The 22,171-nt window shown below is 62.1% G+C and carries 20 protein-coding genes; 12 read left to right on the top strand and 8 right to left on the bottom strand.

Translation table 11 applies throughout. The features are described 5' to 3' along the window. Positions 1–502 precede the first annotated feature (502 nt). Complete coding sequence (gene dnaE, locus NKI17_RS21480; protein WP_352568807.1) at positions 503–4,030, top strand: DNA polymerase III subunit alpha; 3,528 nt, start codon at positions 503–505, stop codon at positions 4,028–4,030. A 14-nt stretch (positions 4,031–4,044) separates the two neighbouring features. Here dnaE and NKI17_RS21475 read toward each other — a convergent pair whose 3' ends face one another. Beyond that, positions 4,045–4,926, bottom strand: coding sequence for a DMT family transporter (locus tag NKI17_RS21475; RefSeq protein WP_023679994.1), 882 nt, complete (start codon positions 4,924–4,926; stop codon positions 4,045–4,047). A gap of 173 nt (positions 4,927–5,099) precedes the next feature. On the opposite strand from NKI17_RS21475, the gene NKI17_RS21470 reads away from it, so the two are divergent. Next, positions 5,100–5,606, top strand: coding sequence for a hypothetical protein (locus NKI17_RS21470; RefSeq protein ID WP_352568806.1), 507 nt, complete (start codon positions 5,100–5,102; stop codon positions 5,604–5,606). A gap of 623 nt (positions 5,607–6,229) precedes the next feature. Here the strand turns inward: NKI17_RS21470 and NKI17_RS21465 are convergent. Together NKI17_RS21465 and NKI17_RS21460 are read right to left on the bottom strand one after the other, a co-directional pair. Beyond that, positions 6,230–6,517, bottom strand: coding sequence for a GIY-YIG nuclease family protein (locus NKI17_RS21465; RefSeq protein WP_352568805.1), 288 nt, complete (start codon positions 6,515–6,517; stop codon positions 6,230–6,232). Positions 6,518–6,765: 248 nt separating this feature from the next. Then, on the bottom strand, positions 6,766–8,094 hold the full coding sequence (locus NKI17_RS21460) for a DNA polymerase IV (RefSeq protein WP_352906778.1): 1,329 nt from the start codon (positions 8,092–8,094) through the stop codon (positions 6,766–6,768). Between the two features lie 68 nt (positions 8,095–8,162). Between NKI17_RS21460 and NKI17_RS21455 the strand changes: the two genes are divergently transcribed. Together NKI17_RS21455 and NKI17_RS21450 are read left to right on the top strand one after the other, a co-directional pair. Then, positions 8,163–8,738: a GNAT family N-acetyltransferase gene (locus NKI17_RS21455; RefSeq protein ID WP_352906777.1), complete on the top strand. Its 576-nt coding sequence runs from the start codon at positions 8,163–8,165 to the stop codon at positions 8,736–8,738. 110 nt (positions 8,739–8,848) lie between these two features. Further along, the gene (locus NKI17_RS21450) at positions 8,849–10,336 is read left to right on the top strand and encodes a hypothetical protein (RefSeq protein ID WP_352786508.1); all 1,488 of its coding nucleotides are present in this window, start codon (positions 8,849–8,851) and stop codon (positions 10,334–10,336) included. A gap of 66 nt (positions 10,337–10,402) precedes the next feature. Here NKI17_RS21450 and NKI17_RS21445 read toward each other — a convergent pair whose 3' ends face one another. Next, positions 10,403–10,702, bottom strand: coding sequence for a DUF3572 domain-containing protein (locus NKI17_RS21445; protein WP_352455643.1), 300 nt, complete (start codon positions 10,700–10,702; stop codon positions 10,403–10,405). 217 nt (positions 10,703–10,919) lie between these two features. Between NKI17_RS21445 and NKI17_RS21440 the strand changes: the two genes are divergently transcribed. The 8 genes from NKI17_RS21440 (at position 10,920) to NKI17_RS21405 (ending at position 19,444) form a co-directional block, all read left to right on the top strand. Then, positions 10,920–11,291 carry a response regulator gene (locus tag NKI17_RS21440; RefSeq protein ID WP_006334976.1) on the top strand — a complete coding sequence of 124 codons (372 nt, stop codon included), beginning with the start codon at positions 10,920–10,922 and terminating at the stop codon, positions 11,289–11,291. A 33-nt stretch (positions 11,292–11,324) separates the two neighbouring features. After that, a complete protein-coding gene (locus NKI17_RS21435; RefSeq protein WP_352692320.1) occupies positions 11,325–12,698 on the top strand; it encodes a PleD family two-component system response regulator in 1,374 nt (457 codons plus the stop codon). Between the two features lie 462 nt (positions 12,699–13,160). Next, on the top strand, positions 13,161–13,895 hold the full coding sequence (locus NKI17_RS21430) for a FadR/GntR family transcriptional regulator (RefSeq protein WP_023679986.1): 735 nt from the start codon (positions 13,161–13,163) through the stop codon (positions 13,893–13,895). Further along, positions 13,892–15,079 (top strand): PLP-dependent transferase, encoded by a 1,188-nt coding sequence (locus NKI17_RS21425; protein ID WP_352568800.1) that lies wholly within the window; start codon positions 13,892–13,894, stop codon positions 15,077–15,079. Before NKI17_RS21430 ends, NKI17_RS21425 begins: the two co-directional genes overlap by 4 nt. Positions 15,080–15,108: 29 nt before the next feature. Beyond that, complete coding sequence (locus NKI17_RS21420; RefSeq protein ID WP_031212851.1) at positions 15,109–16,386, top strand: ABC transporter substrate-binding protein; 1,278 nt, start codon at positions 15,109–15,111, stop codon at positions 16,384–16,386. 214 nt (positions 16,387–16,600) lie between these two features. Continuing rightward, positions 16,601–17,524: a carbohydrate ABC transporter permease gene (locus tag NKI17_RS21415; RefSeq protein ID WP_352455645.1), complete on the top strand. Its 924-nt coding sequence runs from the start codon at positions 16,601–16,603 to the stop codon at positions 17,522–17,524. Beyond that, positions 17,524–18,372 (top strand): carbohydrate ABC transporter permease, encoded by an 849-nt coding sequence (locus tag NKI17_RS21410; protein WP_352455646.1) that lies wholly within the window; start codon positions 17,524–17,526, stop codon positions 18,370–18,372. Before NKI17_RS21415 ends, NKI17_RS21410 begins: the two co-directional genes overlap by 1 nt. A 4-nt stretch (positions 18,373–18,376) precedes the next feature. Continuing rightward, positions 18,377–19,444, top strand: a complete 1,068-nt coding sequence (locus NKI17_RS21405) for an ABC transporter ATP-binding protein (RefSeq protein ID WP_352568799.1) — start codon at positions 18,377–18,379, stop codon at positions 19,442–19,444. A 67-nt stretch (positions 19,445–19,511) separates the two neighbouring features. Here NKI17_RS21405 and rpmG read toward each other — a convergent pair whose 3' ends face one another. The 4 genes from rpmG to NKI17_RS21385 all read right to left on the bottom strand — a co-directional run bounded on the left by rpmG (position 19,512) and on the right by NKI17_RS21385 (position 22,165). Next, on the bottom strand, positions 19,512–19,679 hold the full coding sequence (gene rpmG, locus NKI17_RS21400; protein WP_006201775.1) for a 50S ribosomal protein L33: 168 nt from the start codon (positions 19,677–19,679) through the stop codon (positions 19,512–19,514). A gap of 319 nt (positions 19,680–19,998) precedes the next feature. Next, on the bottom strand, positions 19,999–20,367 hold the full coding sequence (locus tag NKI17_RS21395) for a YybH family protein (protein ID WP_352455648.1): 369 nt from the start codon (positions 20,365–20,367) through the stop codon (positions 19,999–20,001). A 51-nt stretch (positions 20,368–20,418) separates the two neighbouring features. Further along, positions 20,419–20,880: a YqfO family protein gene (locus NKI17_RS21390; RefSeq protein ID WP_352906776.1), complete on the bottom strand. Its 462-nt coding sequence runs from the start codon at positions 20,878–20,880 to the stop codon at positions 20,419–20,421. A 109-nt stretch (positions 20,881–20,989) separates the two neighbouring features. Then, a complete protein-coding gene (locus NKI17_RS21385; protein ID WP_023679978.1) occupies positions 20,990–22,165 on the bottom strand; it encodes an MFS transporter in 1,176 nt (391 codons plus the stop codon). Positions 22,166–22,171: the final 6 nt, after the last annotated feature.

Raw genomic sequence — 22,171 nt, 5'->3', positions numbered from 1 at the left:
CGAAGCTCAACGCCAAGCCCGGCGACAGCCTTGCCGTCGACGCGGTGATCATGGAATTTGCGTGAGTACTGAAATCCGCCCTCGACGCCCGTCAGAAGTTGGCAGGACAGAGGGGGGCGCGAAGGAACGCGACTTTGCAATTGGTTGAGCATGCTCGCTTGAGGAGGGACAAGGCGAGGCCGTGAGGAATTCGCACTTTTTTGCCGTCACAGCGTATTTTGTTCTTGCTTTGTGCCGGCAGCTATGCTACTAATTTGGCTATGGTGCTAATTGGCTCCAATGACCCGCCCGCTGTGGCGGGTTTTGTGTTTCCGACCTGAGGTTGGCGGGACAGCGCCCTCTCTGTCCTGCCGGACATCTCCCCCACGAGGGGGGAGATTGGCAGCTTCGGCGGTTGCTCTAAACTTCCAAAGCTCCAATCACTACCGCTGGACTCGTGTTACCCGGTGCCGGACAATACATCTTCATCGACTGAGTCCTTGTGAGGCGGCGCGAAAAAACCATGGCGGATGAAAGACTTCCACGCGATCCCTTGCTGCGCGAGGCCTATGCAAAGGCGTCGCGGGCGGAGGCGGCGGCGCGTCGGTTCATTCATCTGCGCGTGCATTCGGCCTATTCGCTGCTCGAAGGTGCCTTGCAGCTCGGCAAGATCGTCGGCCATGCGGTGCAGGACGAATGCCCGGCAATCGCCGTCACCGACACCAACAATCTGTTCGGCGCGCTGGAATTCGCCCAGAAGGCGGTAAAGGACGGCATCCAGCCGATCATCGGCTGCCAGATCGACCTCGCCTTTTCCGGCGAGGCGAGCGACAGCCAGCGCGACCGCAGGCGGCAAGGACCGGAGATGCGGCCGGTCGTCCTGATCGCCGCAACCGAGGCCGGCTACGGCAATCTGGTCAGGCTGGTCAGCCGCGTCTACCTCGAGACACCGCCCGGCGAAGCGGTGCATCTGACGAGCGAGATGCTGCAGGGCCACACCGACGGATTGATCTGCCTTACGGGCGGGCCGCGCGGTCCGATCGGCACTGCCTTGAAACAGGATCGCCGCGAACTCGCCGAGACCCGGCTCTCGGCGCTCAAGAGCCTGTTCGGCGACCGGCTCTATGTCGAGCTTGAGCGGGTCTCCGGCTACGACCGCGCCATCGAGCAGTCGTCGGTCGATCTCGCCTACCGCCACGATCTGCCGCTGGTTGCCACCAACGAGGCGTTTTTCTTCTCTCGTGAAGACTATGAGGCGCATGACGCCCTGATCGCCATCGCCGAAGGTTCCGTGGTTGCGGCCGACAATCGCCGCCGCCTTTCGCCCGACCACTTCCTGAGAAGCCAGGCCGATATGGCGAGGCTGTTCGCCGACCTGCCGGAAGCAATCGACAACACCGTCGAGATCGCGCTGCGCTGCTCGTATTACCCGAAGACCCGCAATCCGATTCTGCCGCGCTTTGCCGGCCGCGATGTCGCCGACGCCGATGCTGCGGTGAAGGCTGAGGCGCAGGAGCTTGCCAGGCAGGCGCATGAAGGGCTAGAGGCGCGGCTGGCGGCGCACGGGCCGACGCCCGGCTATACCGTCGAGCAATATCGCGAAAGGCTGGATTTCGAGCTCGGCGTCATCGAGAAGATGAAATATCCGGGCTATTTCCTGATCGTTGCCGACTTCATCAAATGGGCCAAGGCACAAGGGATTCCGGTCGGCCCGGGCCGCGGTTCGGGCGCCGGCTCGCTGGTCGCCTATGCCACGACCATCACCGACATCGACCCACTGCGTTTTTCGTTGCTGTTCGAGCGCTTCCTCAATCCCGACCGCGTGTCGATGCCCGACTTCGACATCGACTTCTGCCAGGACCGGCGCGAGGAAGTCATCCGCTACGTCCAACGGAAATACGGCCGCGACCAGGTTGGCCAGATCATCACCTTCGGCACGCTGCAGGCGCGCGCGGTGCTGCGCGACGTCGGCCGCGTGCTGCAGATGCCTTACGGGCAGGTCGACAAGCTGAGCAAGATGGTGCCGTCGAACCCGGCCAATCCGGTCAAGCTCGCCGACGCCATCGCCAACGAGCCGCGCTTTGCCGAAGAGGCGGAGCGTGAGCCGATCGTGCAGACGCTGCTCGATACGGCGCAGAAACTGGAAGGTCTTTATCGGCACGCCTCGACGCACGCCGCCGGCATCGTCATCGGCGACCGGCCGCTGTCGGAGCTGGTGCCGATGTACCGCGATCCGCGCTCGGACATGCCGGTCACGCAGTTCAACATGAAATATGTCGAGCAGGCCGGGCTGGTGAAATTCGACTTCCTTGGCCTGAAGACGCTGACGGTGCTGGACAGGGCCGTCAAGCTGATCCGCCGCCGCGGCATCGAGATCGATCTTGCCCACATTCCGCTCGACGACCCCGAAACCTACGCCATGCTGTCGCGCGGCGAGGTGGTCGGCGTGTTCCAGGTGGAAAGTGCCGGCATGCGCAAGGCGCTGATCGGCATGCGGCCCGACTGTATCGAGGACATTATCGCGCTGGTCGCGCTCTACCGGCCGGGGCCGATGGAGAACATACCGACCTACAACGCCAGAAAGCACGGCGAGGAGGAGATGGCGTCGATCCACCCGAAGATCGACCATCTCGTCAAGGAGACGCAAGGCGTCATCGTCTACCAGGAACAGGTGATGCAGATCGCGCAGGAGCTCTCCGGCTATTCGCTGGGCGAAGCCGATCTGCTGCGCCGCGCCATGGGCAAGAAGATCCGCGCCGAGATGGACAAGCAGCGCGAGCGCTTTGTTTCGGGCGCGGTCGAGCGCGGCGTCGGCAAGCCGCAAGCCGACTTCATCTTCGACCTGCTGGCAAAGTTTGCCGACTACGGTTTCAACAAATCGCATGCCGCCGCCTATGCCGTCGTCTCCTACCAGACCGCCTATCTGAAGGCGCATTACCCCGTCGAATTCCTGGCGGCATCGATGACGCTCGACATGGGCAATACGGACAAGCTCGCCGATTTCCGCCAGGATGCGCTGCGCCTCGGCATCGAGGTGGTGGCGCCGTCGGTCATGACGTCGTTCCGGGATTTCGAGGTAGGCGAGAACCGCATCTTCTATTCGCTGGCCGCGCTCAAGGGCGTCGGCGACGCGGCGGTCGAGCACATCGTCGCCACGCGCGGCGAAAAACCCTTCAAGAGCCTCGCCGATTTCTGTGAAAGGGTCGATCCGAAGATCGTCGGCAAGCGCGTCTTCGAAAGCCTGATCATGGCCGGCTCGCTCGACTGCTTCGGTCATGACCGCGCGGCGATGATGGCCGGCGTCGAGCGGATGATGGGGCTGGCGTCGCTGGCGCAGCAGAATGCCGTCACCGGCCAGCATGACATCTTTGGCGCCTCGCTCGGCGCACAGTCGCAGGCGCTCAACTTGCCGGCGACCGATCCCTGGCTCGCCGCCGACCGCCTGCACCGTGAATTCCAGGTGGTCGGGTTCTATCTCTCGGCGCATCCGCTCGACGAATACAAGGCGGCGCTGCAGAAAATGCGGGTGCAGACCTGGGGCGAGTTTTCGGCCGCCGTTAAACGCGGTGCTGCCGCCGGCCGGCTCGCCGGCACGGTGACCACCAAGCAGGAGCGCAAGACGCGCACCGGCAACAAGATGGGCGTCGTGCAATTCTCCGACACGTCCGGCCAGTATGAAGCGGTGCTGTTTTCCGAGGGGCTGGCGCAATACCGCGACTTGCTCGAACCCGGCCGCTCGGTGGTGATCACCGTTTCGGCCGAGGACAGGCCTGAAGGCGTCAATCTGCGCATCCAGACCGTGCAGTCGTTGGAGGAAGAGGCAAGCCGTATCCAGAAAGCGTTGCGCATCTTCGTCAGAAATGACGCACCGGCATCGACAATCCAATCGCAGCTTGGCCAGCGTGGCGACAGTCAGGTGAGCATCATCGTCATCAAGGAAGGCGGCGAGGGCGAGGTCGAGATCGAGTTGCCCAACCGCTACCGCGTATCGCCTCAGATCGCGTCGGCGATGCGGGCGGTGCCGGGCGTGGTCGAGGTGGAACTGGTCTAAGAGTTAGCGCACGCTTATGAAGCGGCGATCTCCGCCGGTTGCGGTGCTCTCCGCTGCAGGTTGAGCAGATTTCCCATGAGGATCAGCAGGGCGCCACCGGCGGTGAAGGCGTCGATCTGCTCGTGATAGAGCAGCCATCCGATCACCGCCGACAGCGGCACGCGCAAAAAGTCCATTGGCGAGATGACCGTCGCATCGGCATAGACAAGTGCGCGGGCCATGCAGAAATGCGACGACATGCCGGTGAAGGCGATGAGCAGGATCCACGGCCAGAGCTCAAGCGGCGGGTTTTGCCATTCGTAAAGCGCCGGGACCAGGCCAAGCAGCGACTGGATGATCAGCATCCAGAAGATGATGCGCACGACGCTGTCCGTCCGCGTCAGCGACTTGACGAGGACCACCGAGACGCCGAAGCAGACCGCGGCTCCCAGCACGATTACATGTCCCGGATTGACCGCGCCGACGCCCGGACGCACGATGATCACAACGCCGATCAGCCCGAGCACGATCGCTGCGAGCCGTGGCCGGGAGAGCCTTTCGCCGAGGAAACCGACGGCCAGCAAAGCAGTCCAGATCGGCGTCGTGAATTCGATCGAGATCAGTACCGCAAGCGGGATCAGCGTCAGGGCGTAGAGCCAGGCAGCCTGGCCGGTATAGTGGACGACGTTGCGGGCGATATGAGCCAGCGGGCGTCCGGTGCGCATCGCCGCAAAACCGCCTGACATCATGACCAGCGGCAACAGGATGAAAAAGCCGATCACCGAGCGCAGCTCGAGCACCTGGAAGACGTTTAGTTCGGCCGTCGTGGCGCGGCCAGCCACCGACATCGCCAGGAACGAGGCGATCGACAGCGCCATCCAGAACGCGGCCTTGGGGATCGAGGGTGCGGGTGCCATGCGGCTATGTCGCAAGCCGGAGCGCTCATCGCAACCGCTAGCCGACGCATTCGGCTGGGCCAGCCGTGCAGCGCTTCACGCAGTGATGTTGAAGCCGGAACTCGCGACTGAGGGAAGCGTTGGTCTGTCACTGCTTGCGTTCTGTGTTTTGGATACCAACGAGGAGCGGTCCGATGAAATCATTCGCACGATTTGTACTTGCCGGCTGCCTGACGGCCGGGGCCGGCGCAGCGCATGCCGACGATCCGGATTTTCTTCGCTCATTCCAGGGGAATTTCGCCGGCAAAGGCATCGTCAAGGTGACCACCGATGCGCCGACGGTGAATGTCTCCTGTCATTTCAATTCCGACGCAACGTCGAGCTCGCTATCGCTCGACGGCAGCTGCCGCGGTCTTATCGTGGTAACGCGCGCCATCAGCGCCGATCTCAAATCGAGCGGGACGAAATACACCGGCACCTATGTCGGATCGCGCACCGGGCCGGCGCAATTGAGCGGCAGCCGCTCCGGCAACGCAATCAATCTCGGCATCCGTTGGGCGAAGGAGGTCAATGGCGATCGCAAGGCGCAAATGACGGTCGAGAAGAACGGCGAGGATGGCATGCGGCTGATCGTCGTCGATACCGATCCGAAAACCGGGAAAAGTGTGGTGACCACCCGGATCGATCTGCAGCGCACGTGATCTTCTTGTTTGATCATGATCTTTTCGCGTACGCGGACCTTCGGTTCGGGATCATGGTCTGGTTGTGAAAATCTGACGCTTAGTACCGACGCGAACGACGGCTCGGGGTGGGCAGCAGTCAGTCCCGGCACAGCGATCTTGACAGGTTGGAAGCCGATCGGCAGCCAAGATTTCATCGTTCGTTTCGTTGGACCTTCATAAACATTCGGGATCGGCCGAAACTTCCCCAACTTCGTCATCCTTGGGCGAAGCAGGAGCGAAGCGCCGTCGCGGAGACCCTGGGATCCATGCGGTAACCTTAGCCGAAGAGTGCAGCGGAGCACAATTCCGCACCACGGCAGCGCTCTGATGTCGCGGCATGGATCCAGGGGTCTGCGCCGCGTCGCTTCGCTCCTTGCTCCGCCCCAGGATGACGAAGCGATGGGCGTTTGCGCTAATCGCTAAGCCGATCGGCAGCAACCGTCGATAGTTCTGTCAGCGGCCAATTTCAGTGGCAAACCGCTAACTTCGGAGATTGGCTGAAACATCCCTCCAATTCGTCATCCCAGGGCGGAGCAAGGAGCAAAGCGACGCGGCGCAGACCCTGGGATCACGCGGCAGTGCGCCTGCGGACCAGAACCGAACTACCACCCCGTTCCGCGAAAAAGCTCGAACCACTCTGGATTGGTCTTCTCGATCAGCTCGATCTTCCACTGCCGCGGCCAGCGCTTCAGCGACTTCTCGCGCTGAATGGCGTCACGAATGTCGAAATGTTCCTCGTACCAGACCAGGCGCTGCACGCCGTAGCGGCCGGGGAAGCGCGAACCTTGGCCGGATTTGTGCTCCGGCATGCGGCGGCCGAGATCGTTGGTGACGCCGATGTAGATCGTGCCGCGCTTCTGGCTCGCGGTCATGTAGGTATAGCCGGTCATGGCTGAAGGGTAGCTGGCACAGTTGCGGATACAAGCGCCGTTCTGAGCCGCTGTATTCTTCGGCTGACGTCACGGCATGGATCCCAGGGTCTCCGCGACGTCGCTTCGCTCCTGCTCCGCCCTGGGATGACGAAGACGTGGTGGCTTATCGCTAATCGCAACCTTGGAGATTGGCAGCCCGATCGGCAGGCTCCCATCCACAGCCCTTTCAGGCTCTGTCAAAGAACCAAAACCTCTGTGCAGAGGAACTAGTCCTCGACCGGTTCGGGCGGATGGGCATCGCGGCCCTTGCCGAAGGTATAGCCGGTTTCCACCGCCCTGCGGCCGAACTTGCCGCGCAGCGTGTCGATGGCGCCTTCGGCCATGGCGCGCTTGCGTAACTGGACGTCGACCAGGTCGGGCGGGTCCGCCCGGTCATCGTCGGAGAGATCGCTGACGCCAATGCCGAGCAGCCGGTATTTCGTGCCATCCGCTTCCTTGCGCAGCAGCTCGAGCCCGGTCTGAAAGATGCGGTCGGCCAGCCGGGTCGGATCGCCGAGCTGGCGATTGCGCGTGCGGATCTTGAAATCCTGGGTCTTCAGCTTGAGGACGACGGTGCGTCCGGCAATGCCGGATTTCTTCAGCCGGGCCGAGACTTTTTCCGACAGCGCCCTCAGCACCGAAACCAGTTCGTCGACGGAGGCGATGTCGGTATCGAAAGTGGTTTCTGCCGACACACTTTTCGCGTCCTGGTCGGGAACGACGCGACGGTCGTCCTCGCCGCGCGAAAGCCGGTAGAGCCGGTCGCCCATGACGCCGTAGCGGCGCATCAGATCGCCACGTTCCATGCGCTGCAACTGGCCGATGGTGCGGATGCCGTCGCGCTCGAGCGTGGCGGCAAAGGCCTTGCCGACCCCCCAGATCAGCGTCACCGGCTGCTCGGCCAGGAAGCCGATAGCCTCGGCCTCGCCGATCACCGAAAAGCCGCGCGGCTTGCGGAAGTCCGACGCCACCTTGGCCAGGAACTTGCAGTAGGAAAGGCCGGCCGAAACGGTGATGCCGATCTCCTTTTCCACGCCGAGTGCGAAGCGCGCCAGCACCACCGCAGGCGGCAGGCCATGCAGGCGCTCGGTGCCGGCGAGGTCGAGAAAGGCCTCGTCGATCGAGAGCGGCTCGACCAGCGGCGTCAGCGCCTGCATCATGGCGCGCACCTCGCGGCCGACGCGCACGTATTTTTCCATGTCCGGCGGCAGGACCACCGCTTCCGGGCAGGCTTCGAGCGCCTTGAACATCGGCATTGCCGAGCGCACGCCGTGGATGCGGGCAATGTAGCATGCGGTGGAGACGACGCCGCGCTTGCCGCCGCCGATGATCAATGGCCGGTCCTTCAACGCCGGGTTGTCGCGCTTTTCGACCGCCGCGTAGAACGCGTCGCAATCGATATGGGCAAGGCGCAGCCGGTAGAGCTCCGGATGGCGGGCGAGCCGTGGACTGCCGCAGCGCTCGCAACGGCCTGCCTCGCTGCGCTGAAAACTCAGGCAGTCGCGGCAAAAACCGTGTTCGGGATTGTTGACAGGGGCCGCCATCGCTGCGAACATAAAGAGAACAAATGCAATGGTACGTCAGGACGGACGCCACGACAAGGCGGTGGGCCGGGAGAGAGCTCATGAATACGACCATAGCGCCGCTAGTGCCCGAGCTTTGGGCGGATTTCGAAGATCTTTTCGGTAGGCAAGGCGCCTGCTACGGCTGCTGGTGCACACATTTCCGGCTGTCGCCCGCAGCGCGCCGCGCGAGCAACCGGGAGCGCAACAAGGACCACATCAAGGCGCGGATCGAGGCCGGGCCGCCGCCCGGCCTGTTGGCTTTCGAGGGTGGCCAGGCGGTCGGCTGGATGCAGATCGGCCCGCGTGCCGACGTGCCCGAATGGAACAATAAGGGCAGGGGGTCGGCTCCCGTCGACCCAGCCGATGCGACCGATCCGGGTGTCTGGGCGATCTCCTGTTTCTTCATCCGGACCAAGGCGCGGGGTAGGGGCGTGTCGCACCGTCTGGTCGCGGGCGGCATCGAGTTCGCCCGCCAGAACGGCGCGCGGCTGATCGAAGCCTGCCCGATCGATCTATCGAAGGATTCGCGCTCGATCGGGCTGTTCGTCGGCTCGTCGCGGGTCTTCGAAAAGGCCGGGTTCCAGCGGTTGGTCGAACGTAAGCCAGGCCGACCGCTGATGCGGCTGGTGCTTTAGGCAATGCCGCGGTCGACATCGATCCGTCCGGCTCGCCTTGCGGTTGTGATAGTAATTCCCTACGAAATGAGAAAGGGCAGAAAATTCCCATGGCCCAACGGAGAACAAGCGTGAACCGTGTCCTGCCAGTCGTCTTTGTTCTCGCGCTCAGCGCGCCTGCCTTCGGCCAAACCGTTGATGAGCAGGGCGCGAAGCAGCTGTCCCAAGATTTGTCTCGCTATGTCGGCAAAAAGGCGGTCGATATCGGAATGATGAAGGTTTCGGTTGAAGGCGGTGCCTACAAGATCGCCGTCGACTTCAAACCTGTCGTCGACTTGCTTGCTAAGCAGCAGCCCTCCTTCAGGTTCGACTTCACCCCCTACGTTCTGCTGGCTAAGCCGCGCAAAGACCGTTTGTGGGACGTCTCGCTGGACACTTCGCCGAAGGGATCGTTTGACCTGGCTGGCCCCCAAATTCCGCAGCACTTCAGCATTTCAATCGCGAACAACAAGTTCTCTGGCGTTTATGATCCTGGCCTAGCCGCATTCTCGAGCGCTGCTGGTTCTACGGCAGGCATGACGATGATTTCGCGAAATCCCATGCAGAGCGTGGAAGCAACGATCGGTGCCGGGGCTGGCAGCATGAATGCGACCAAATCCGCGAATGGCGGGATTGATTTTACTTATTCGCAGACGATGGCTGACTTTGCCGAGGCTGTCAGATTTGACGATCCTAAGCACGCACTCAAATTTTCGTACACGGTCAAGTCTCCCGCACTTTCGGTGAATGCAACAGGAAAAGGACTGAAGACAAAGCCGCTCCTCGACCTTTTGGCATTTGCGGTGGCTAATGAGGACGAGGCCACACTCAAAGCCAACCAGGCGCAACTCAAATCGCTCTTGCTCGCCGCATTGCCACTATGGGAGCGGATCGACGGAACCTACGGGTTCAAGGATCTAGCGGTGGAAAGCCCCGTCGGGTATTTCGGCGCGACGGAACTGGGCACGAGCTTCGGGAGCGACGGCATCGCGCAGAATGGGACGATTAATTATTCGATCACAGCGGCAGGGCTGACGATCCCTCGAAACGTGGTGCCCGCCTGGAGTGCCGCGCTGCTGCCCACCGAAATCGACCTGAATTTCGGCGGCGCCAACATCGATCTCGACAGCGTGACTAAGAAAACGATCGAAGCCTTTGATCTGAATAAGAATCCGCCGCTGCCGGCCGACTTTGGCGATCAGATCAAGGCCGATTTCATGGCCAAGACGCCGAAATTCGTCATCGGACACAGCACGGTGAAAAACGGCGGCATCGAGATCGCGCTGGAAGGCGAGATGATGTTTCCAGGGGCGAAGCCCGTGGCAAATGTAACCCTCGACGTCACCGGCTACGACAGAATTGTCGAGAGTCTGCAGACCGCGGCAAAAACCGATCCGGCGGCCGCGCAGTATTTTACCGGCGCGCTGGCGATCAAAGGGTTTGGCAAGACGCTGCCGGACGGCCGGCTTGAATGGGTGATCAACACCAAAGCCGACGGTTCGGTGACGGTCAACGGCGCCATGCTGAAGCCGGCCGACCCCGTTGGGACGGACAACAGTGGGGAAGAGGCAACGCCATAAAGCACCAGCAGCGGCCCATCGCCGGCGGCAGGTTCTTCGATCTGCCCGCAGTCTCGGGATCGCCGCTTATATCGAATGCTCATGATTGTCGTCGCCGAGCGGCAGCGCCCGCAATGCCTTGCCGACTGCGGCGGGCGGCGTTCCGGTCTCCTCGGAAAAACGCATCAGCGTCGGCTCGTGGGCAAGGATGAACTGCAGCACGCCGGCCAGGAATCCCGGCTCGCCGGCCGCCCGGCGGATGGAATGGGCTTCGATGCCGGTGATCGCCAGGAAGCGGGGCAGAAGTTCCGGATCGGCGGCGACGAAGCCCAACGCCTTTACGGCAACCGTTTCCGCTTCCTCGCGCATTGACGCTGCGTTTGCCATCGCTACCTTCCTTCATGGGCGGAATCGTTCTGTTTTCGCAGTAGTGGCAAGTGTCGCCGGCAGCAAGCTCGCCGACCTGGAATCCGAACGCTTTTAGGGCGACCGGTTTCCGTTTCGTCAATCATATTGCCGTATAGTGGGAACAGGTTTGGTGCGTGCCGACAAGGGGCGCATGACGGCACCCTTCGCGTGGAAGGCCAGCCGGGACGGGAAATCGATGCCAAAGAAGGTTATGATCGTCGAAGACAACGAGCTCAACATGAAGCTCTTTCGCGACCTCATCGAAGCGAGCGGCTACGAGACGGTGCGCACACGCAACGGCCTGGAAGCGCTGGATCTGGCGCGGCAGCACAGGCCGGACCTCATCCTGATGGACATCCAGCTGCCGGAAGTGTCGGGCCTCGAGGTCACCAAATGGCTGAAGGAGGACGATGATCTTCACGTCATCCCGGTCATCGCCGTCACCGCCTTCGCGATGAAGGGGGACGAGGAGCGCATTCGCCAGGGCGGCTGCGAGGCATATATCTCCAAGCCGATCTCGGTGCCGCGTTTCATCGAAACAATCAAATCCTACCTGGGCGATGCCTGATGTATCTTTCCAGCCGAGCCGGAGCTTTGTGAAATGACCGCGCGGATCCTCGTCGTCGACGACATCCCAGCAAATGTCAGGCTGCTGGAGGTTCGGCTGCTCGCCGAATATTTCGAGGTCCTGACCGCCACCAACGGGCCGGACGCGATCGAGATCTGCGAGAACGGCAAGGTCGACGTCGTGCTGCTCGACGTGATGATGCCCGACATGGACGGGTTCGAGGTCTGCCGGCGGCTGAAGGGCGACCCGGCGACATCGCACATCCCTGTCGTGATGATCACCGCGCTCGACCAGGTTTCGGACCGGGTGCGCGGCCTCGAGGCCGGCGCCGATGATTTTTTGACCAAGCCGGTCAACGATCTGCAGTTGATGACGCGCGTCAAGAGCCTGGTCAGGCTGAAATCGCTAACCGACGAGCTGCGGCTGCGCGCCTCGACGACACGCAATATCGGCATCGAGGAGCTTTTGAGCCGCAACTTCGCTACCGACGATGCGGTGCCGAAGGTGCTGCTGGTCGACGAGCGCAAATCCTCGTTCGAGCGCATCCAGAAGATGCTGCGCGGCAGTGCCGATCTCGACGTCGCCAACGATCCGCATGCCGGCTTCTTCCAGGCCGCCGAGCAGCCGTATGAATGCGTGATGATCTCGACGGCCTTCGCCGATTTCGACCCGCTGAGGCTCTGCTCGCAATTGCGCTCGCTCGATCGCACCCGTTTCCTGCCGATCATCCTTCTGGCGGACGAGGGCGAGGAGGGGCGTATCATCCGCGGCCTCGAACTCGGCATCAACGATTATCTGATGCGGCCGATCGACCAGCAGGAGCTGACCGCGCGGCTGCGTACGCAGGTGCGCCGCAAGCGCTACAACGACCAGCTTCGCGCCAGCGTCACCCAGACCATCGAGATGGCGGTGACCGATGCCCTGACCGGCCTGCACAACCGCCGCTATCTCGACAGCCATTTGCAGACGCTGTTCGACCGCGCCGTGGCACGGCGCCGGCCGCTGTCGGTGATGATCACCGATCTGGACCGCTTCAAGAGCATCAACGACGCGCATGGCCATGACGGCGGCGACGATGTGCTGCGCGAATTCGCGCGGCGGCTGCGCAAGAATGTGCGCGGCATCGATCTAGCCTGCCGCTTCGGCGGTGAGGAGTTCGTCGTGGTGATGCCGGACACCGACGGCGCGGTAGCCGAAAAGGTCGCCGAGCGCATTCGCGCCGAAATCGCCCAGCTGCCGTTTGCCGTCGGCACCGAAGGCAAGGCCGTTGAAGTCACCGTCAGCGTCGGCGTGTCGTCGGTGCTGAAAGGGGTAGACACGGTCTCGGCGCTGATGAAACGCGCCGACCTCGCGCTCTACGAAGCCAAGAGCGGCGGCCGCAATCGCGTCGTCGCCAAGGCGGCTTAGCACCGAACACCAATTGCCCGGTCAACGCGACAAGGTTACGAATTTACCTTAATCCAAGCGATTTGCGAGGCTTGGTTAAGAAACGGTTGATTTCCATAAGTTGTTGCGCAAATGTGCAGCCCTTAGACGTAACCGGCACGAGGCTAGATCGCCGGTTCGACCCGAAGAATACCCCATGATGCTCAGGTCCGCCGCATCTCCTGGGTCCGTGGGGTCGGCCGGCCGGCGCTGGCACATAGTGGCCTCCTCGTACCGCTGCCAAACGCCGGCCGGCCCCCAATTTTCAAAACACATCAGGATTCTACGCCAAGACCCGGAAAACGCTTGGTTTTTGTTGCGGCAGCGACAGCGCCCTTTGAAATAGCCGGCTGGGCAGAGCGTATGCGCCCGCAGTCGGTTGACAGGGCCTGTCTTCTATGCAGAAATTGGTTGGACCATTGAGCCATTTGGTGACCCGTTGGCATGACCGAATTCGGCCTTTCCCCCATACAGGCAACTGCTCGCGACGACGCGGTGCTCAAGGCGCTGGCCGGCTTTGTGATGCGGGAAGCTCTCGGGCCCGGCCAGAGACTGCCGACCGAACGCATCCTTGCCGAGCGCCTCAAGGTGAGCCGCAACACCGTGCGCGAGGCGCTGACGCGCTGGGAAGGGCTCGGCCTGGTCGAACGGCGGCAAGGCAGCGGCACCTATCTCAAGGGAGTGGTCTCGCTGGACATGCTGCACATGCCGCTGACGCTGGCCGGCGGCAATGATTTCACCAGCCTGATGCAGACGCTGGAAATCCGCCGGGCACTGGAAGCGGAAGCCGCCGCCCTGTGCGCCGTCCGCGCGGGCCAGGCAGATCTCGTCGAGATCGGGCGCAAGCTCGACATTATGGAGCAGGCCTTCCACACCCGCGCCGGGATGTCGGCGGAGGAGGACTGGGAATTCCACCAGTCGATCTACCGCAGTTCCGGCAATCCGCTGTTCGAGCAGATCATCGCCGCCATGCACGAACTGTTCCATCGTTTCTGGGAGCATCCGCTCGGCGTGCGTGATTTCGGCCACGCCAGCTTTCCTTACCACCGCACCATCTACGAACGCATCGCCGCGCACGATCCGGAGGGGGCCCGGGCCGAGGCGCTCAAGCTGATCGCCACCGTCGAGGACGATCTGAAGCGCGGCGCGGCCAAACTCGAACTTTCAGGCCAGAAATGAGCGATCATCCCGCCGGTTTCGAAAACGACTATCTCGCCGAGGCAGCGACGCTTCTCGCCCATGACGAGCCTTTCCCCGGCGGCGCGGTGGTCCCGCCGATCTACCAGACTTCGCTCTTCACCTTCGCCGACTATGCCGAGATGGCCGACACATTCGCCGGCAGGCGACGTCAGCCGATCTATTCGCGCGGCGACAACCCGACGGTCATGGAGTTCGAGGCGCGTGTCGCCGCTCTCGAAGGCGCGGAGGCCGCGCGCGGCTTTTCCAGCGGCATGGCGGCGATCAGCGCCACGGTGCTTGCTTTCGTCGGTGCCGGTGAGCGCATGGTTGTCGTGCGCAATTGCTACGGCGATGCCTACCGGCTGTTCGAACGGCTTTTGCCACGGCTCAACATCAAGGTCGACTATGTCGACGGTTCCGATCCGGACGCGGTCGCGGCAGCACTTCCCGGCGCCAAGCTGCTCTACCTGGAAAGCCCGACGTCGATGATGTTCGAACTCCAGGACATAACCCACCTGGCGCGGCTGGCCAAAGAGCAGGGCATCATCACCTCGATCGACAATTCCTGGGCGACGCCGGTGTTCCAGAAGCCGATTTCGCACGGTGTCGACCTGGTGCTGCATTCGGCCTCGAAATATCTCGGCGGCCACAGCGACACCGTCGCCGGTGTGGTGGCCGGTTCGGCCGCCCATATCCGACATATCAACGAGCAGACCTATTCCTATCTCGGCGGCAAACTTTCGCCTTTCGAGGCCTGGCTGTTGCTGCGTGGCCTGCGCACATTGCCGCTGCGGTTGCCGCATCACATGAAGAGCGGGCTGACCATCGCCGAACGGCTGAAAGCGCATGACCATGTCGAGCGGGTCAACCACCCGGCCTATTCCAACCATCGAGGCAAGGCGACGCTTGCCGGCTATGCCGGGCTGTTCTCGTTCGAAGTGACGGAAGACGTCGATATCCCGGCTTTCGTCGATGCGCTGAAACTCTTTCGCATCGGCGTCAGCTGGGGCGGCCATGAGAGCCTGGTCGTTCCGGCAAAGGCCTCGCTCGAGCAGACGCCGGGCCTGAATTCGATGGCGCGCTTCGGCGTCAGCCCACGAACCATCCGCTTCAGTGTCGGATTGGAAAGTGTCGAAGACCTGTGGGCGGATGTTGCCCAGGCCTTCGACAGAGCAAAAAGATAAAGGAGCCGTTCAAAATGGGAGTGCTGAACATGAAAAAACTGAGCATCCTTCTTGGTGCCGTCGCGGGTCTGGCGATTTCCGCCGGCAGCGTGCTGGCCGATTCCACGGTCAAGATGGTCGAGGTCATCACCAGCCCGCCGCGTACCGAATTCCTCAAGAAGCAGATCGCCGAATTCGAGGCGGCCAATCCGGGTGTCAAGGTCGAGCTGGTATCGCTGCCCTGGGGCCAGGCGTTCGAGAAGTTCCTCACCATGGTGCAGGCCGGCGACACGCCCGACATCGTCGAGATGCCGGAACGCTGGATGGGTCTTTATGCGACCAACGGCCAGCTCGAGGATCTCGGGCCATACATGGCCAAATGGGACGATGCCAAAACGCTTGGCGAGCGTGCCAAGCAGTTCGGCTCGACGGTCGATAATAAGCAGTACATGATCCCTTACGGCTATTACCTGAACGCGCTGTTCTGGAACAAGAAGCTGTTCAAGGAGGCCGGTCTGGACGGTCCGCCGGCGACGCTCGATGAATTCGTCGAAGACTCCAAGAAGATCTCGGCGATACCGGGCAAATACGGCTACTGCCTGCGCGGCGGCCCGGGCGCCTTCAACGGCATGCATATGTTCATGAACATCGCCGCCGGCAAGGGCGGCTATTTCAACGAGGACGGCACCTCGACCATCAACGAGGAAGGCTCGGTCAAGGGCCTGCAGATGCTCGCCGACATGTACAAGAACGGCCTGGCGCCGAAAGATGCGGTGAGCTGGGGTTTTAACGAGACCGTCACCGGCTTCTACAGCGGCACCTGCGCCATGCTGAACCAGGATCCCGACGCGCTGCTCGGCATCGCCGACAAGATGAGCGCCGACGATTTCGCCGTGGCGCCGATGCCGGTCGGGCCGAGCGGCAAATCCTATCCGACGCTCGGTTATGCCGGCTGGGCGATGTTCGCCAATTCCCAGCACAAGGACGATGCCTGGAAGCTGATGGCGACGCTGTTGTCGCCCAAGGACAATCTGGAATGGGCAAAGGAAGTCGGTGTCATTCCAATCCACAACGGCGCCGACCAGGACGCCCACTTCAGGACCGAGCAGTTCAAAGGCTGGTTCGAGGAACTGAACAACGGCGACAAATACGAGATGGTGACGCCTCCGACGCATCTGGAAAACCTTGGCAATTTCGTAGACCAGGTGGCGATCAAGAATTTTCAGGAAGTGCTTCTTGGCCAGAAGGCGGCCAAGGACGTGGCCGACGAATGGGCCAAGTTCCTGACCAAGGAACAGCAGGACTGGCTGGCCAAGAACAAGAAATAGCTTTTGTTCCTTCTCCCCGTTCACGGGGAGGGGGTGTCACGACGTGACGGATGAGGGGCGGCGCCAACCCGACTTGGCTCGCGCTGCTTCTCATCTGCCTGCCCGTCCTCCGCAGCAGCTGCGCTGCAGCTGCGGAGGGTGGACCGGCATCTCCCCGTAAACGGGGAAGGCGCTGTCGCCAGCCCGTGCTTACCCAGGAGACGATCAAGTACCAATGACCTATGCCGTGTCCGAAATCCGATCCGCCGGCAGGCCGCGAAAGAAGCGGCTATCCCATGCCGCGATCGAGCCTTGGCTCTATCTCAGCCCGGCGATCGCGCTGCTGGTCGTCGTGCTCCTGGTGCCGCTGGTTATCGGTGTCGGCTACTCGTTCCGCAAATTCTCCGCTTTCAAATCCGAATATGTCGGGCTTGGGCAGTATCAGGCGATGCTGTCGGATCCTGTGCTCGGGCAGGCGCTCGTCAACACGCTATGGTGGACGGCAGCCAGCCTGTTCTTCCAATTTTTCCTTGGACTTGGCCTGGCGCTGCTGCTCGATACGCCGTTCCGGGGCAGAAAGATCGTGCAGGCCGTGGTGTTCCTGCCTTGGGCGGTACCGTCCTTCCTCTCGGGCCTGACCTGGGCCTGGCTGTTCAACCCGATCATCGGGCCGCTGCCGCATTGGCTCTACGCCTTGGGGCTGAAAGCCGAGCCAACCAACGTGCTCTCCGATCCCTCGACAGCCATGTGGGGGCCGATCGTCGCCAATGTCTGGTTCGGCATTCCCTTTTTTGCCGTCACGCTTTTGGCGGCGTTGAAGTCGATCCCGTCAGAACTGCATGAGGCGGCGGCGATCGACGGCGCCTCGCCGTGGCAGCGCTTCACCAAGGTGACGCTGCCGTTCCTGGCGCCGACCATCGTCATTACCGTCATGCTGCGCACGATATGGATCGCCACATTCGCCGACCTGATCTTCGTCATGACCGAAGGCGGGCCTGCCGGTTCGACCGCCACGGTGCCGGTCTATATCTATGTCAGCGCGTTCAAGTCACTGGATAAGGGCTATGCCTCGGCGGTGGCGGTGCTGCTGCTTGTGCTGCTCATCGTCTATGCGATTGCGCTGATAGGCATCCGCCGCTCGCTGGTGAGGCACGTCTGATGATTGCCGGACGCTCCGTCTCCTCGCGCATTCTCGGCGGCATCGGCCTTTACGGCGCCATCGCCGCCTATATGGCCTTCGCGCTGTTCCCGATCTTCTGGACGTTGAAGATCTCGGTCACGCCGGAGCGGCTGCTCTATTCCGAAGGCATCACTTTCTGGCCGTCGCAAACGACGCTGCAGAACTTCGTCACCGTGCTCGAAGCCACCGATTTTCCGCGCTATTTCCTGAACAGCGTTATCGTTTCGGTGTCGACGGCAGCCTTCGTAACGGTCATTGCCACGCTGGCCGGCTACGCCATGTCGCGATTTTCCTTCCGCGGCAAGGCGACCCTGGCCATCCTGCTTTTGCTCACCCAGACTTTTCCGCTGGTGATGGTCATTCCGCCGATCTACCGCATCATGGGACAGATCGGCCTCATCAACAGCCTGACCGGCCTCGTCATCATCTACACCGCGTTCAATACGGCCTTTGCGACCTTCCTGATGCAATCTTTCTTCGACGGCATCCCGCGAGACCTGGAAGAGGCAGCCATGATCGACGGCTGCACGCGCCTGCAGGCGATGCGCAAGGTGATCGTGCCGCTGACGCTACCCGGCATGGGCGCGACGCTCGGCTTCGTCTTTACCGCCGCCTGGAGCGAGTTGCTGTTTGCGCTGATGCTGATTTCCAGCGACGACCAGAAGACCTTCGCGGTCGGCCTGCTCACCTATATCGGCAAATTCGCGGTCGACTGGGGACAGATGATGGCTGCTTCCATCCTGGCGCTGATCCCGGTCTGCGTCTTCTTTGCCTTCCTGCAACGCTACCTCGTCACCGGCCTTACCGCCGGTGCCGTCAAGGGATAGATCGATGGCCTCCGTTACACTCGACAAAGTCCGCAAAGACTATGGAGCCGTGCGCGTTCTGCACGCGGTCGATCTCGAAATCGCCGACGGCGAGTTCGTCGTTCTGGTCGGCCCGTCCGGCTGCGGGAAATCGACACTGCTGCGTATGATCGCCGGGCTGGAGGAAGTCTCCGACGGCGAAATCCATATTGGTGAGCGCCTGGTCAACGACATTGCGCCAAAGGACCGCGACATTGCCATGGTGTTCCAGTCCTACGCGCTCTATCCGCACATGGACGTGTCGAAGAACATGGGTTTCAGCCTGATGCTGAGAAAGGCCGGCAAGCCGGCGATCGATGCAAGGGTGGACAGTGCCGCCAAGCGGCTCGGGCTCGATGCGCTTCTGCAACGCCTGCCGCGGCAATTGTCCGGCGGCCAGCGCCAGCGCGTCGCCATGGGACGGGCCATCGTGCGCGACCCGAAGGTCTTTCTCTTCGACGAGCCGCTTTCGAACCTCGACGCCAAGCTGCGCGTCCACATGCGTGCCGAGATCAAGGCGCTGCACCAGCAATTGAAGACCACTTCGGTCTATGTCACCCACGACCAGACCGAAGCGATGACAATGGCCGACCGCATCGTCGTCATGCATGACGGCCTCGTCCAGCAGGTCGGTGTGCCGCTCGATCTGTACGACCGGCCGGTCAACATGTTCGTCGCCGGGTTCATCGGCTCGCCCGGCATGAATTTTCTGCCTGCCGTAGTTGAAAAGGGCGCCAAGCCGGATGCCATCCTGGCCGACGGCCAGAAGCTGAGGCTGCCGGACGGCCTGCCGCTCAGGGATGGCGATGCGATCACCGTCGGCTTGCGGCCCGAGCATATCCGGCTCGCCGACAATGGCGCGCTGAAGGGCGAGGTGGGTGTCGTGGAGCCGCTCGGCCTGTCCACCCAGTTCTATGCCGGGCTTGCCGGCCAGCAGGTCTGCGTGTTTGCCATGGGCCGGGCCAGCGTGAAGCCGGGTGAGGCCGTGCGCCTATCGGCTGATCCGGCATCGCTCCATCTGTTCGATCCGGCAAGCGGCGATCGCATCGGCTAATCCTGCATCCCGAAATGAAAAACGCCGCCCGGAAGGCGGCGTTTCGGTACTGCGAGAGAAAACCCGATTACTTGATCTTGGTTTCCTTGAATTCGACGTGCTTCTTGGCGACCGGGTCGTATTTGCGGAACGACAGCTTGTCCGTCTTGGTGCGGCTGTTCTTGCTGGTCACGTAGAAGAAACCGGTGTCGGCGGTCGACAGAAGCTTGATCTTGATGTTTGCGGCTTTGGCCATGATGTTCGTCCGTTAATGTTCGTGGAGTTTTGGCCGCTGGAGCACGGGAAACACCCGGACGCGGGAAACTTGCCGCGACACATAAAGAACGCGCCCGGAAAGTCAACCCTTGTCCAGGTTCTGTGTCGTAAGCAGATGAGTTGTCCGGATTAGGTAGCACATGAGTTGTCCGGGTTTATTGCCAGCCGATGGAGGCTGGGGACGAAGCGGACATTGATGTGCTACCAAAACCCGACAATTTGATTGGGTGCCGACAGCCGCGGGAGGCTCCTGTGTGCCTCCGGCCGTCCTCCGGGTGGCGTCTCAGTTTGAATGCTAGCTATGAGTATCGAGCGATGGACGGCTGATCGATCACCCAAAGCCAGTTCCCGTCACCTTGCCGGCGAGCGATTTCCGCAGTAACGGTGCCATCGGCAAGGCGCGTGGAAGTGAGCGCCAAATCCCTGTTGATGATAGCCGGACGCTGATCTCCGAGATCAAACTTTCGTCCCGCTGCCACCAACTTGGCGTAAAATCGGCGGATGGCATCTCTGCCGCAGGCCAACTGTCCGTTGCCGGTAGCGAGGATGGCACCGGGTTCGTAAAGAGCAGCCATTCCTTCCGCGTCTCCCGCTTGCTCGCGAGAAACCAATAGCCGCGCCAGGTCCTGGGGATCGCTTGCCGGTTTGCGGTTTGCTTCATCATTCATCGGCAGGCTTCCTGACAGCCAAATTCAAACCGAGATACGACCAGGTTCCGGTCACTCCGCCGCGACGGTTTCCGGTTGCAACGCCTTCTTCCAGTCTCCCGTCGTGTTCCACCAGCGGTTCGGGTTGGCGCGGTCGTCGAGACCCTTGGAGCGGCTGGCAAGCAGTGGCTGAATGCGGATCACCGGCTCCTGATAGCTATGAACCTGGTAAATCGCTTCGACGACGCGAGCGGCGAGCTTCTGGTCGTCAGGCAGTTCGAACGACACCTCGACAGTCCCTGGCCGCCTGCGCAATTCCGTCTCGGCGCCGGCGGCGGCACCTTCAAGCGGCCGGTAGCGTTCGATGCCGTCCGCCGACTGGAAAGCATTGCTGTCATATTTGCCCATTCCGAGCGGTACGATCGCGACCACCGCCTCCATGATGCGGTCGACATCGGCTGCCGGTGCCTGAAAGGTCACCAGCAGCAGCATTTCCATCCGCAGCGATTTCGTTTCAAAGCCACTATCGATCATCCGAGGTCTCCCTGCTATGCATTTTGGGGGAGCATATACTCGAGCCCTCCTGACATGGTTGTGTCAGGAGTTGGTCAGCAGTGGGAGCGATGTCGGCAGCTGGGCCGACTCAGAGGATTTTGCGGAGCAGCCTGGTGCCGACCAGCACGATATAGCAGGCGAAGAACAGGCCGAGCGCCCAACCGAAGCCCGACGGCCCGAAAGCGTCCATGCCGATGCCGATTGCCTGCGGGCCAAGCACCATGCCGACGCCGTAGCAGAGAACGAAGGCGGCGTTGGCGGAGGCCAGTTCGTGGCCGGAAAGCTGGGAGCCGAGGTGAGCAAGACCGATTGTATACATAGCGGCGACCACACCGCCCCAGATGAACAGAAGCGCTGCCATCAAATGCCAGTTATGCGCGAAGAACGGCATGAAGACCGTGCCGGCAAGCCCGACAGTGGCACAGGCCATCAGCAGATAGCGGCGGTCGCTGACGCGGTCGCTGATCATGCCGATCGGGATCTGCAACAGCACATTGCCAAGCCCGATCATGGTGAGCAAAAGGGCGGCGTCCGCCTCTGAGTAGCCGATGCGGCTACCGTAGACCGGGAACAGTGCAAAGCCGCCGGTCTCGACCGCGCCGAACACCAGCACGGCGGCGGTTGCCGTCGGCACCAGCCAGATGTAACGCAGGAAATTGCTGGTTTCGCCGTCCGAGACGATCGTCGGGCTCTCGTTGCGTGCCGCCAGGACCGGTATGGCAGCGAGCGTAACCAAGGCGATGGTAACGCCGAAGGGCAGGAAGCCACTGCTGCCGAGATGGGCGAACAGCCAAGGCCCGGCGGCAAAGCCGAGAGACAGCACGGTGGCATAGATGCCGAGGACCAGTCCGCGCCGGTGTGGCGGCGCCGAGGTGCTGATCCAGAATTCCGACAGGATGAACAGCACCGTCAGCGCGATATGCAGCAGCACGCGCAGCGGAAACCACATCCAGAAAGCTGGCGCGAAATGGAAACCGACAAATGCCAGCGCCCCGGCGGCGATCATGGCAAGCATCGTCCAGGCGACCCCGAACCGCATGGCGAGCGGGGTGGCGAGCGGCGCGCCGGCGATAGAGGCGAGGCCGGCGACCGCGGTGTTGAGACCGATCATCGACGCGGAATGGCCACGCGTTTCCAGGATCACGCTGAGCAGCGGCATGCCAAGGCCGATGGCAATGCCGACGACGCTGATCGACGAGATCGCCGCGACCATCGGCAGCCAGTGTACGCGTTCCTTGCCCTGCGGCTGGATATCGACTGTCATGGAATG

Origin of the sequence: Mesorhizobium sp. M0816 (assembly GCF_040320005.1) — a bacterium.
Classification (GTDB): Bacteria; Pseudomonadota; Alphaproteobacteria; order Rhizobiales; family Rhizobiaceae; genus Mesorhizobium.
Note: the sequence above shows the minus strand (reverse complement) of the source record. Positions and strands in the feature narration are given on the sequence as shown.